We start from the raw sequence: 12,179 nt of genomic DNA, 5'->3' as shown, positions 1-12,179 counted from the left end.
ATCTGTTCAATATCAAGCTCCGACCAGTGCGAAGACCAGCCCGACGATCGCCATCAATATCACACCAAAATAATAGATGAGCGCCTGGTCTATCCGCAAGCGTGGATTGACCACATCGATCAGGCCCACCAGCACCACGATCAGAACCACCTTGACTATCTGGGCCACCACCGCCCACAGGCCAACCAAACCCAGCGGCCAGGGGAAGAACAACTGGGCCAGGATCATGGAGAATATCACCTGCTTGGCTATGAAGCCCCAGCGGTACAGGGCGAAGGTCGGTCCGGACATCTCGGCAAAGGTGCCGCCCATCAGCTCGCCCTCGGCTTCGGGGATGTCGAACGGCAGTTTGGAAAGCTGGGCCTGGATACCAAGGAATAGGGCCAGGCCGGAGATGATGGTGGAAAGCGAGGTTCCGGAGATCTGCTGCCAGGCCGCCATGTCCGAGAAGCGGAAGTTACGGGTCTTGATGGCCACCGTGATCAGGGCGATGAACAGCACCGGCTCCACCACGAACGAGGTCATCATCTCCCGGGCGGTGCCCAGAAAGCCGTAGGGAGAGCCGGAGTCCATGCCGGCCAGCATCACACAGACCGAGGCGAAGCCGATCAGGTACAGGAACAGGAACAGGTCTCCGCTGGCGAAGGGCGCGCTGTTGCCCAGCGGCACCAGCAGGCCGGCGGCCAGGATGGCGGCCAGTCCTAGAAAGGCCGGCAGCGGTCCCAGGAAAGCGTGGGGCGAGCGGACGTCGTCCTTGCCCAAAAGCTTAAGGATGTCCCAGTACGGCTGCAGCAACGGCGGCCCCAGCCGGGAATGCACCAGCGCCTTGAACTTGCGCAGGACGCCCTCCAGCAGCGGCGAGACGAAGAGCAGCAGCGCCACCATGATGATCATTTTTACTAATGACTGCATATCGCTATTAACTTAATATTGTTTTGAATGAAAACTCTTCCATTTCCAACAGTTTCCAACCGTTTCTAACTGCGCTTGGTGGTCCAGTTCGCCAGTTCTTCCTGTGAATAAACCCTGATCTTCCCGGTGTTAACGTCCGCCACCTCCATCCGCTCGGTGCAGCTGAAGCAGGGATCTATGGAGCCCAGTATGATCGGCACGTCGGCCACCTGCTCGCCCTTGACCATCACCTGCACGGTGGGCAGGTTGGGGTAGGTTGGGCACCGCACCCGCCAGCGGTAGGGCCGGTTGTCGCCGCCGGTCAAAAGGAAGTGGACGTCCTCGCCCCGGGGCGCTTCGACAGCGGAAATGGCTATCCGCCCGGCCGGGATCTCGTCCCGGATCTCGGTGATGATGTCGCCCTCCGGCAGTTCCATTAAAGCGTCCAGGCACTGGCGGACGATCTTGAACGATTCGATTGTTTCCAGGATCCGGACCACGGTCCGTCCCCAGACGTCGTTGGTGTCGGCGGTGATCACCTTGAAGTCCACCGCGTCGTAGGCGCAGTAGGGATGGTCCTTGCGGGAGTCCATGTCGATGTCGGCCGCCCGGGCCACCGGGCCCACCGCCGCCCACTCGTGGCTCTGCTCGCGGTTTAGGATCCCCACCTTCTCTAATCTCATTCTTAATGTGGTGTCGTCCTTGACGGCATCCAGCACCGCCTGCCATTCCTTGTCCATGGCGTCTATCTTTTTGCGGACCTCGGGCACCTGGGCTTTGGTGATGTCCCGGCGCACCCCGCCGATCAGGTTCATGCCGTAGGTCTTGCGGTTGCCGGTAAGTTTTTCGCACAGCCACATGATGGGCTCCCGCATCCGCCAGGTCTGCATCAGCACCGTGTCAAAGCCGATGATGTGCCCGGCCACCCCCAGCCACAAAGCGTGGGAATGGATCCTCTCCAGCTCTAGCATGATGGTTCTTATATAGTCGGCCCGGCGCGGGACCTTGATCCCGGCCGCGTGCTCCACTAATTTGCAGAAGGAGACGTTGTGAACGAAGCCGCAGATGCCGCAGATCCGCTCGGCGATGAAGGGAATCTGGTTGTAGGTCAGCGAGGCGTCGCCCAGCTTTTCTATCCCCCGGTGGGCGTAAAAGCCGCGGTAGTCAACGTCCACCACCTTCTCGCCCTCGACGTAGAGACGGAAGTATGTGGCCTCTTCAAAGACAGGAAAATAGGGGCCCATGGCCACCACCGTGGTGTTGGGCGGGTTGTCCTTGAAGGGATAGGCGTTCTCCGGGTTGGAGGGCGGCTTGGAACTGTAGTCAAAATCGCGGCGCAGCGGATAGACCTCGTTCGGCCAGTCGTCGGCCAGCACCAGGCGCCGGGGATCGGGATGGCCCTCGAACTGCACTCCCAAAAGATCGCGGATCTCCCGCTCCGACCAGTTGGCCCCGGCCAGGACGTTAGTGATGGAGGGCAGCACCGGCTTGTGGGGGTCGGCCGAGACGTCGATGGTGACGAAGAAGTGCTCCTTGTCAAAGCTGAAAAGGTGGTAGACCCCGAAGCGCTTTTTGAGCTCCCGTTCGTCCGAGCCCACGCTCACTAAGTAGCGGGCCTTGGTGGTGCGGTGCAGCAGCTCCACGGCCTGGACCGAAGCCTGGGGCTTGACCTCCACCCACAGCTGGTCGGGGATAGGCTCGGTGTGGGCTATGAATCCGGTGCCCAGCTTGGCCTTTAGTAAAGAGAGGATTTCCTGTTTGGTCATTGTATCCCTGAATGTTTAAGATGTTGCTTTTTTTGAAATTGTTGAAGAGGTTTGGCACCTCTTGCCTTTAACTTTAGTGTTTTGTAAATATATGATGAAGTTATACACCATCGTGGAAATCCCTAAAGCCATTTCTCTGGCTTGCGTATGTTGTGCCGGGGATATATAACCGCGTTCTTGAGCAAATATCAGGTGGCTTCTCAATTCTCCGCACGAACCTTTTGCAATAAACAAAAACTGAATGAATTCTTTGTTGCTGCCTCTCTAAAATCCCTCGGCAATATTGGCCATTACCGAAACTGCCGCCCGTCGGGTTTGATCTGTAAGGCTCCTGTCGCCTTTAAAAGCATTGGTTCCGGTTAAATCGTAAATTAAGTTGGCTAACTCTTTGGCCTGTTGCCAGATTTTCAGATCCTCAAATCTCTTGACCGTCATATATTTTCAATCACTTCAACTTTTTCAACATCTTCAACCGTATGTTCGTTCAACCTCTTCAACCGGTTTCCCGGTTTACCTCACCAAAAACATCACCAGCATGGCCGCCGCCGCCCCGATCACCATCCACAGCAGATACCATTGGGGGAACCCACTGTGCGTTCCGGCGAAGATCTCCAGCGCCTTGTGACCAATGAAAGCCAGCGGCCGGTAAAGCCAGCTGTCCACGTCCAGCAGGTATTTGATCTTGAACGGCCTTTTGAACTTGACCGACGGCCACTTGGGATAAACGCCCTCCTGGGTGTACTTGCCGATCCGGATGTTGAAATTCTGCTTGAAGGTCTTGAAATAGCTGTAAGAGGAATAGCGAACCGAGGCTGGGGATTGCAGTTCGCCCGAGTACCAGAGCTCGGAGACCACCCTGCGCTTGGCCCCGCCCGACCACCAGAACAGTACTGCGATCAACGCCAGCCCTGTTAATATGATCAGCAGGAACAGGGGATTATAGAAGCCCACCAGCCCCTCGCCGAAGTTGAGGCGCAGGCCAAGGAAGGCCGTGTGGAACAGCGAAGAGAACTGGGGCCAGTAATCCGGGGTCAAAAGCCCGGAAGCAGCGGTGTACAGGCCGCGGACGATGAACCCGGCCAGCACCCCTTCCAAGACCACCACTGCCGCCAGGACGGCCTGGGCCCAGATCATGGAGCGGGGCACGTCGCTGTTGACCTCTTTATTGTTGGGCAGGCGCTGACCCAGAAAGGCCAGGCCGATGTACTTGATCATCACGCTGGCCAGGGTCAAAAGACTGGTGAACAGCGCGATCAGTCCGCACAGCAGCAGGATGGGTGTGTTGAACCCGGCGTTGATGGTGGACTGGTAGATCAGCCACTTGCTGGCGAAGCCGTTGAAGGGCGGGATGCCGGAGATGCCCATGGCGGCTATCAGGGCCACGGCCGCGGTCCAGGGCATGTATTTAGCCAGGCCCCCCATCTTGTCCAGGTCGCGGTGGCCGGTCTGGTATTGCAGCGAGCCGGCCGTCAGGAACAGCAGCGACTTGAAGGCGGCGTGGTTTATCAAATGGAACAGCCCGGCTATGACGGCCACCGTGGCCAAAGCCGGCGAGATCCGGGCCAGCATCAGGCCAGCCCCCAGAGCCAGCATGATGTAACCGTTCTGGCCAATGGAGTGGAAGGCCAGCACCCGCTTGGCGTCGTGCTGGAACATGGCGGTCATGGTGCCGATGAACAGCGAGACCGTGCCGAAGATCACGAAGATGTTGCCCCAGATGTAGGAGAACTCGGAAACCGGGAGCATCCCCAAAAAGATACGAAGTATTCCGTAGATGCCCATCTTGATCATCACCCCGGAGAGGATGGCGCTGACCGGGGCCGGGGCCGCCGGGTGGGCGTCGGGCAACCAGTCGCCGAAGGGAAAGACGCCGGCCTTGGTGGCGAAGCCCACGAAGAACAGCAGTAAGATGGTGTGCAGCAGGGCCGGGTTCTCGGTGCTTAAAAGGGCCATCACCGGGCGCAGGGCCTCAAAATCAAAGGACTGCGAATAGTGGTACAGCGTGTTGGCGGCGATGATGATGCCGGCGGTGCCGATGTGGGTCATTAAAAAATACTTGAACCCGGCGTTGACGCTTTGCTTGTTGCCCCATTCGAACACCACCAGGCCGTAGCTGGTCAGGGTCATGAATTCCCAGAAGACGATGAAGAAGAACAGGTCGCGCACCACCACCACCCCGTACATCCCCAGCAGGAACAGCAGGAACAGCGGATAGTAGCGGCCCAGCGATTCCTTGTAGTGCTTGATGTACTGCACCGAGTACAGCCCGGCCGCCCAGGAGACGATGGTGATGGCCAGCAGGAAAATGGCCGACAGCGCGTCCACCTTAAGCAGGAAGGCCGCCCCCAGCCCCGCCACCGAGAACAGCGGCTTGTCTAGGCTGAAGGTCCCGTTGGCCAGCACCTGGATGGCCACGTAGCCGAATCCGCCCGCCGCCAGGGTCTGGAAGAAGAGCGAGACCCAGCCGATGGTCCGCCGGGAGTAGGGCATGGCCAGGGTCACGGCCGCGCCGGCCAGCAGCCAGCCCATGGAAAGGAGTATGATGAATTGAAGGCTCATATCTTTATCTGAAATTACGAATTATAAATTACAACATTAAAGTTTTTTGCTATTAACCTCAGGAAAGATCCCTGCCATTCTGCCCATTAAAACTATCAGGTAACAATAAGACTGTGCACAAATAAAATCACATAAGTCAGGATCATTTATTACTTTCCCAACAGAGTAACCTAATCCACCATTACTAAGGTTAACTAAATTCCATTGTGAACCAACAGGGTCACCATGCACAATATGATTAAAATCTTCACATATCTGTTTAGCAAGTTTAATGTCTGCATTGCCGCTCATTGTTTCAAGCATTGTTGAAAGAGGGGGTCTCTCTCCATACTGCCATCCTCTTTGCCAAACATTAACTTTGTCGGGGTTTGCATGTAAATAGGAGATGATTGCTGCTCTCTCAATTAGCGGGCGCATTAATACTATTGCACCAAAAAGGTAACCCTGTCGAACTAATTCTCGTATCGTTAGAGACAGATTTATTCCTTGCGGAATGATTTGACAAGCTGCTTTCTGAATATCCGATAGTTTAGCATTATGCGTGTAAGCTGCGATATCCGCATTAATTTCTAAACAAGATATTATAGTTTGGTCAAAATGAAAAACCAGTTCCCTACCTAAATAAGGTTCGTTTGTCGGTAAATACACCGAGGTAATATCGTGTTCTTTATTTATGCACATTATGTTTATGTGATAAAATATCTTTAAATAATATCCGCGAAAATCTGCGTCAATCCGCGTCCCGTTAGTTACCTGATCAGCTTCACCAGCGGCAAACCCACCAGCGGGGCGATCACGGTCAGCACCATCAGCACTATCAAAATGACCTTGGTGTTCATGGGCAGTTTAAGGGCCTGGTTCACCCGGGGCGAGGCCTCGCCGAAGAACACCTTGTGAGCGATGAAGAAATACCAGGCGAAGGCGATGATGATCTCGGCCACGAAGGGGATGATCAGGAAGACGGCCGTCTTGCCGCCCATCTCTATCACGCCCTCCATCAGGAACAGCTTTGACCAGTAGCAGGACAGCGGGGCGATGCCGGTGACGCCCAAAGTTCCCACTATGAAGGCGATGGAGGTCAAAGGCATTGTCTTGGTCAGGCCGCCCAGCTCGTCCATGTTGCGGGTGCCGGTGGCATAGGCAATGGCCCCCACGCAGATGAACAGCAGGGCCTTGGCCGGGGCGTGGCAGATGATGTGGAGGATGGCGCCCTGGTAGCCGTAGTAGCTGCCCATCACCCCCAGCCCGATCCCCAGGAAGATGTATCCCAGGTGGGCGATGGTGGAATAGGCCAGGAATTTTTTGAGATCGGTCTGAAAGAAGAACAAAAACAGCGCGGCCAGCATGGTGAACACCGCAAACACCGCGACTAAAAGGCCCAGCCCGTAGGAGAAGCCCACGGTGGATATGGCCACCCGGGCCATCAAATATACTCCGGCCTTGACCATGGCGGCCGCGTGCAGGTAGCAGCTGACCGGGGTGGGCGCGGCCATGGCGTTGGGCAGCCAGGCGAAAAATACGATCTGGGAGGACTTGGCCCAGGCCGCTATCAGGAACAGGATGAAGACCGCCGTCTTCAGCTGGGGGGTCAAAAGATTGATGGCGTCAAAGCCGAAACTGCCGGTGTTGACGAAGATCACGATCAAAGCGATCAGGAAGAAGATGCCCCCGAAGAAGGTCTTGATCAGGGCCTCGAACCCGGCCTCCAGGGATTCATTATTATGGTAATAGGAGATCAGAGCCCAGGAACAGATGGTGGTCAGCTCCCAAAAGATGAACATCTGCAAAAAGTTCGGGGACAGGGCCACCCCCACCATGGCCCCCACGAACAGCAGGTGCCACAGGTAAAAGCGCCGCTTGCCGCCCGTAACGGGATGATACTTGTTCTGGGGTGTCAGATAGTCCCGGGCATAGAAGGTCACCGCCAGCCCGATGATGGTGGTCACCAAAAGCAGGACGATGGACAGCGGGTCCAGATGGATCCCCAGCACCTGGGTTCCCTGGGGCAGCCAGGGCCAGGGCAGGATGTTGATGTCCACCCTTTGGTTCAGGCCCAGGAACACCGCCCACAGCGAGGCCGCGGTCACCAGGCTGACTATGACGGCGGCAAAGCCGTCCTGCCTCTTCTCCGGCAGCCATTGCGAGACCAGCGCCCCGGCAAAGGGCAGCAGCAGCATGGTGAATAATAAAATTGGTAACAGCATATATTTTTTATCTTTGATATTTGATATTTTATTTTGACACGATGATATTCACCAGGCTGTCTATGGTCTTCCTTATCTCCGGGCTCAGCTCTTTTCCGAACTCTATGCCCTTGGGCTGGACCCCCAGCAGCATCACCTCGGTGTTGGGGCTTTGCTCTCTGAAGAATTTTATGAACATCAACAGCGGTAGGTTGTGGGTGGAGATGGCTATCTTCTGCCCCAGCGATTCCGGCGGCATCAGGGCCGCTTCCCCCGGCAGGCCGCCCAGGGCCACCGCGTCGGCGATCAGCAGTTTGTCCGGGGCCATTTTCACCGCCTGGTCCAGAAAGGCTTCCGGGATTTCCTCGGCGTCCAGGAGTTTTATGCCGGTCTTGCCGTTAAGTCCTGCTATCAGCGCCGGGCCGAATCCATCGTCGCCCCGCAACGGATTCCCCACCCCTATGATCAGGGAGTTTTGGTTCAGGGAACGCAGGTACTCTATCAGGTCAATCACGACTGCCCTCCCCGTTTATACCGTGGTGATACTATTGACCAATCATTGTCACACCCCAGTATTCCAAGGGTATCCCCATTGCATGACAATTGTATTCCCATCGCATCACCATTGTGTAACGATAGTTGCCCGGTCGTTAGAACGCCTCTTCTGCCAGCCCCTTGATCTCGGTGTAATCGAACACCGGCCCGTCGGTGCAGACGTACTTGTTCCCGATGCAGCAGTGCCCGCATTTCCCCACTCCGCACTTCATGTAGCGCTCCAAAGTGGACACTATCTGCTTCTCCGGCAGGCCCAGCTTCAGCAGTTCGATGATCACGAACTTGATCATGATGGGCGGGCCGCAGGTGTAGACCACGGTGTTGGGGATGTCCAGCTTGAGCTTGGGGAACAAAGTGGTGACCACCCCCACGTTGCCGGTCCAGTCCTTGTCGGCAACGTCCACCGTCTGGATCAGCTTGAGGTCGGTCTTCTTTTCCCAGTCGCTTAGCTGATATTTGTAGACCCGGTCGGCCGGCGTCCTGGCTCCGTAGAGGATGGTGAACTCCCGGTAATCTGAACGATTATTGAAGATGTGGTCTATCATGGAGCGCAGCGGCGGAAGCCATATGCCGCCCCCGATCACCAGGATGTCCTTGCCCTTGGAATCTATCTTGTCCAAAAAGCTGTTGCCCAGGGGGCCTTTGATGCCTATCTCGTCGCCCTTCTTCAATTCGGCCAGGGCGTTGGTCACCTTGCCGCAGGCCCGCACGGTGAAGGTCATCACCCCCGGCTCTTTGGGCGATGTGGTCAGCCCAAAGGGGGCCTCGCCGGCCCCGAACACCGAGGCCTCCACGAACTGGCCGGGCCGGGAGACGAACAGCTTGGCCTCGTCCCTGTTCTTTATCCTGACATCGTAGGTCCGGGTGTCGCCGGTCTCCTGCTTGATGTCGGTGATCTCGGCTATATAAGGAACATAGATATTGGGATTCATAACTTTTCTTGCTAAATTTCTAAATTCTAATTTCTAAAACCCAAACAACTTCAAAATATTTTTCGTGATCTTTCGCGTTTTTCGCGGGCAGTCCGGGCGGGTGAGGTCACTCAACCTTCCTCATCCACCTCACCACGGTGGCCATGTCCACCTCGCCGGGGCAGGTGACCACGCAGCGTCCGCAGCCCACGCAGCCGATCACCGGGTTCTTTTCCAGATAGTCCATGGACAGCTTGTGGTAGAACCAACGCTTCCGGCGGTCGGCCCTGGAGGCCCGGGGGTTGTGTCCCGAGACCTCGCGGGTGAACCCGGCAAAGTCGCAGGTGTCCCAGGCCCGGTAGCGCAGGCCCTCGGTGTCGGATTCCATCTTGTCGTCCACGTCAAAGCAGCTGCACATGGGGCAGACATAGATGCATCCGCCGCAGCCGATGCAGTACCCGGCCACCTTCTCCCAGAACTTCTGGTCCACCTTGCCGCCGTCCAGCTTGCGCATGGCCTTGGCGAAGAAACTGACCGGCTGCTGGAAGGTCTTCTCGGCCTCCGTTTCCAGCTTCCGGCGGAGCTTCATATCGTTCTCGTTCCCGGTCCCGAACAGGGTCTTGAATTCCTTGACGAACTCCCCTCCCTTGGGGCTCCCCACCTCAACCAGATAATATGTTCCCAGGTCGGTCAGCTGGATGTCAAAACCCTTGGAGAGGAACGGCCCAGAATCGGTGCAGACGCAGAAACACTTGGGCCCGGCCTGGTTGCAGGCCAGGGTGATGAACACCGCCCGCTCCCGCCGCTTTTCGTATAACGGATCAGGTAATGGATCGCCCGATTTCCAGCCGGGGCCGGACTTGGCGCCCTGCCCGAAGAAACTGTCGAAATAGTTGACCGCCGACATGTCGCAGGGCCGGATGCCCCAGATCACCGCCCGGGGTTGGTCGAATTCCGTTTCCAGAGTGGTGCCGTTCTTGCCCTTCTTGAAACGGAACAGCTCCTCCAGCTGCGGAAACACATAGCGCTTGGCCCCCAGGAATCCGTTGACGTATTCGGGGGCTATCTGCTTGGCCGAGTCGATCTGCGCCAAAAAGGTGTCGCCGCCCTCACCCTTTACCGGAGCCCATACCTCGTTCCGGGATTTCAGCAGTTTGGCGATCAGCTCCGGCACCTGGGCCTTGGCCAGCGAATAAACCGTCTTTTCCGGCATATTTTTATTGCCTTAAGTATGATTGAAATGATTGCGGATAATGGGACAATGGCCCCTTAAACCCGGGGTCACAAGATAACCGTTGACCGTTCGGATATATTCGGGGCACAGAAAGTGAATTATTTCACAAAGAACATAAAAAGTCAAGGGTTTTGCCAAAAATTATAACCCATATTTTAATTGACAACCGGAGCCATTAGGCTGTAAAATTCAGGCCATGCAGACATTGATTGTATTTATGCTGTCGGCCTCTCTGGTCTGGGCTTTGCTCTATCTGTTCTGGCGGTTTCGCTTCGGCCCGCCGGCCAACGGTTCCATTCCCATCCTGGCCTATCACAAGGTGGATACCCGGCTGGAGTTGGGCGGAACCATGATCAGCCCAAGGCGTTTTGCCGGGCATCTGGATTATTTCAAGCGGAACGGCTACCAAAGCGTTACCCTGTCCCGGGCCGTGGAACTGATGCGGCAGGGTGAAAGCGGCGGAAAGAAATACCTCTGCCTGACCTTTGACGACGCCTACGCCGGTCTTTACCAGCACGCCTTTCCCCTGCTTAAGGAATACGGCTTCACCGCCACAGTCTTTGTGGTCACGGATTACGCGGGGAAAATGAATGACTGGGACATCAACTGGGGCGGATTGAAGTTCGGGCACCTAAACTGGGAACAGATGAGGGAGATGCAGTCCTGCGGGATCGAGTTCGGCTCCCACGGCAAAACCCACCGGGACCTGCGTTCATTAAGCCCGGAGCAGTTGCGGGAAGAGCTGGCGGGATCCCGCCAAGTGATGGAGCAGAACCTGGGCCTGCCGGTGACCACCCTGTCCTATCCCTTCGGTCTTTACAATGAAGCGGTAAAGCAGGCCGCCCGGGATGCCGGCTACCTCTCGGCCTGCAGTCTTTCGCCCGGGAAGAAGAACAGCGACATCGATTATTACGCCCTGCGCCGCTGCGGGGTCTATGTCACGGATCTACTGTGGGACATCAAGCACAAGGTGGACCACGATTCCGCCTGGTTCTGGCTGCAGGACCTGTGGAGCCGCCTGGTGAACTGGTGCGCCGGCGGCACGGCCCTGGCCAAGAGGGTCATGAAACGATAGATTATAACAGTAAATCAAAAATTAAAAATAACGAGTCTCCGTGCCGGAGTTTACCCTGAGTATATCGAAGGGTGTCTCAGTGTCTCTGTGGCAAGGGAAAGGAACTTTTCATGAAAGACCTTATCCAACAACTTCCCGAGTGGCTCAGGTCCGGCATGGCCGTCAAGGGCCTGATCACGCTGGCCATCGGTTTCTTCGCGGCCAAGGCCCTGGCCAAAATGACCGAGAAGGCCGCCGCCAAAAGATCGGAGAAGCACACCGCCATGATGATCGGCAAGGTGGTCTACTATGCGGTGATCGTGCTGGTGCTGGTGGCGGTGCTGGACATCTTTGACGTCAAGCTGACTGCCATCCTGGCGGCGGCCGGCATCATGTCGGTGGCTTTGGGCTTCGCCGCCCAGACCTCGGTGGCCAACATCGTCTCCGGCTTCTTCCTGCTGATGGACCGGCCCTTCGAGATCGACGACGTGATCGACTTCGACGGCCAGATGGGCACGGTCACCTCCATCGACCTGCTGTCCACCAAGCTGCGGACCTTCGACAATCTCTACGTCCGGATACCCAACGAGAACCTGATCAAAAACAAAATAGTGAACCTCACCCGCTACAAGACCCGGCGCCTCTGCCTGAACTTTAAGCTGGGCCCGGAAGCCGACACCGCCCTGGCCAAGAAAATAATCCTGGACGAGGCCCGCGGCTACCAGCACGCCCTGCCCGATCCCCACCCCTTCATAGTGGTGCAGGGTTTCGGGGAAAGCGGCACCAGCCTGGATCTTTTCCTGTGGGTCAAGGGCGAGGCTTATCTGCAAAGCCTTTCCGACCTGAATGAAAATATCCAGCGGGTGCTGCTGGGGCGCGGGATACGCCCAGCCTTTCCCCACCGGGAGATCATCAGTAAAAATTAATCCGGTTTCCTGTTCCCGAAAACCGGTTTTTGCTGCGGCTCGAATTGGGAATGAAAAAATGTTTTTTTACTTTTAAAAAAATAAATGAGATCCGAAAACA

The 12,179-nt window shown here is 56.5% G+C and carries 12 protein-coding genes; 2 read left to right on the top strand and 10 right to left on the bottom strand.

The window, feature by feature from the left end; genetic code table 11:
• Positions 1-12: 12 nt before the first annotated feature.
• The 10 genes from HZA73_05515 to HZA73_05470 form a co-directional block, all read right to left on the bottom strand.
• On the bottom strand, positions 13-912 hold the full coding sequence (locus HZA73_05515) for an NADH-quinone oxidoreductase subunit H (GenBank protein ID MBI5805484.1): 900 nt from the start codon (positions 910-912) through the stop codon (positions 13-15).
• Between the two features lie 65 nt (positions 913-977).
• The gene (locus tag HZA73_05510) at positions 978-2,657 is read right to left on the bottom strand and encodes an NADH-quinone oxidoreductase subunit C (GenBank protein MBI5805483.1); all 1,680 of its coding nucleotides are present in this window, start codon (positions 2,655-2,657) and stop codon (positions 978-980) included.
• Between the two features lie 15 nt (positions 2,658-2,672).
• Positions 2,673-2,891, bottom strand: coding sequence for a four helix bundle protein (locus HZA73_05505; GenBank protein MBI5805482.1), 219 nt, complete (start codon positions 2,889-2,891; stop codon positions 2,673-2,675).
• Between the two features lie 30 nt (positions 2,892-2,921).
• Positions 2,922-3,092, bottom strand: a complete 171-nt coding sequence (locus tag HZA73_05500) for a four helix bundle protein (protein ID MBI5805481.1) — start codon at positions 3,090-3,092, stop codon at positions 2,922-2,924.
• Between the two features lie 75 nt (positions 3,093-3,167).
• Complete coding sequence (locus HZA73_05495; GenBank protein ID MBI5805480.1) at positions 3,168-5,216, bottom strand: hypothetical protein; 2,049 nt, start codon at positions 5,214-5,216, stop codon at positions 3,168-3,170.
• Between the two features lie 36 nt (positions 5,217-5,252).
• A complete protein-coding gene (locus HZA73_05490) occupies positions 5,253-5,897 on the bottom strand; it encodes a hypothetical protein (protein MBI5805479.1) in 645 nt (214 codons plus the stop codon).
• 68 nt (positions 5,898-5,965) lie between these two features.
• Positions 5,966-7,420, bottom strand: coding sequence for a hypothetical protein (locus HZA73_05485; GenBank protein ID MBI5805478.1), 1,455 nt, complete (start codon positions 7,418-7,420; stop codon positions 5,966-5,968).
• A gap of 28 nt (positions 7,421-7,448) precedes the next feature.
• Positions 7,449-7,913 carry a hydrogenase maturation protease gene (locus tag HZA73_05480; GenBank protein MBI5805477.1) on the bottom strand — a complete coding sequence of 155 codons (465 nt, stop codon included), beginning with the start codon at positions 7,911-7,913 and terminating at the stop codon, positions 7,449-7,451.
• 136 nt (positions 7,914-8,049) lie between these two features.
• Positions 8,050-8,886 (bottom strand): FAD/NAD(P)-binding protein, encoded by an 837-nt coding sequence (locus tag HZA73_05475; GenBank protein MBI5805476.1) that lies wholly within the window; start codon positions 8,884-8,886, stop codon positions 8,050-8,052.
• A 106-nt stretch (positions 8,887-8,992) separates the two neighbouring features.
• Positions 8,993-10,078: a 4Fe-4S dicluster domain-containing protein gene (locus tag HZA73_05470; GenBank protein MBI5805475.1), complete on the bottom strand. Its 1,086-nt coding sequence runs from the start codon at positions 10,076-10,078 to the stop codon at positions 8,993-8,995.
• Between the two features lie 217 nt (positions 10,079-10,295).
• Between HZA73_05470 and HZA73_05465 the strand changes: the two genes are divergently transcribed.
• Together HZA73_05465 and HZA73_05460 are read left to right on the top strand one after the other, a co-directional pair.
• Positions 10,296-11,174, top strand: a complete 879-nt coding sequence (locus tag HZA73_05465) for a polysaccharide deacetylase family protein (protein ID MBI5805474.1) — start codon at positions 10,296-10,298, stop codon at positions 11,172-11,174.
• A gap of 110 nt (positions 11,175-11,284) precedes the next feature.
• Complete coding sequence (locus HZA73_05460; GenBank protein MBI5805473.1) at positions 11,285-12,079, top strand: mechanosensitive ion channel family protein; 795 nt, start codon at positions 11,285-11,287, stop codon at positions 12,077-12,079.
• Positions 12,080-12,179: the final 100 nt, after the last annotated feature.

Source organism: candidate division TA06 bacterium, assembly GCA_016235665.1.
Taxonomy (GTDB): domain Bacteria; phylum Edwardsbacteria; class AC1; order AC1; family EtOH8; genus UBA5202.
The sequence above is the reverse complement of the archived record's forward strand: the minus strand, read 5'-3'. Positions and strand labels throughout refer to the sequence as shown.

Bases quoted from the DNA above. Each gene is read 5' to 3' on its own strand.
- HZA73_05495 (MBI5805480.1), bottom strand. From the start codon at position 5,216: ATGAGCCTTCAATTCATCATACTCCTTTCCATGGGCTGGCTGCTGGCC.
- HZA73_05490 (MBI5805479.1), bottom strand. From the start codon at position 5,897: ATGTGCATAAATAAAGAACACGATATTACCTCGGTGTATTTACCGACA.
- HZA73_05465 (MBI5805474.1), top strand. From the start codon at position 10,296: ATGCAGACATTGATTGTATTTATGCTGTCGGCCTCTCTGGTCTGGGCT.
- HZA73_05500 (MBI5805481.1), bottom strand. From the start codon at position 3,092: ATGACGGTCAAGAGATTTGAGGATCTGAAAATCTGGCAACAGGCCAAA.
- HZA73_05470 (MBI5805475.1), bottom strand. From the start codon at position 10,078: ATGCCGGAAAAGACGGTTTATTCGCTGGCCAAGGCCCAGGTGCCGGAG.
- HZA73_05485 (MBI5805478.1), bottom strand. From the start codon at position 7,420: ATGCTGTTACCAATTTTATTATTCACCATGCTGCTGCTGCCCTTTGCC.
- HZA73_05475 (MBI5805476.1), bottom strand. From the start codon at position 8,886: ATGAATCCCAATATCTATGTTCCTTATATAGCCGAGATCACCGACATC.
- HZA73_05515 (MBI5805484.1), bottom strand. From the start codon at position 912: ATGCAGTCATTAGTAAAAATGATCATCATGGTGGCGCTGCTGCTCTTC.
- HZA73_05460 (MBI5805473.1), top strand. From the start codon at position 11,285: ATGAAAGACCTTATCCAACAACTTCCCGAGTGGCTCAGGTCCGGCATG.
- HZA73_05510 (MBI5805483.1), bottom strand. From the start codon at position 2,657: ATGACCAAACAGGAAATCCTCTCTTTACTAAAGGCCAAGCTGGGCACC.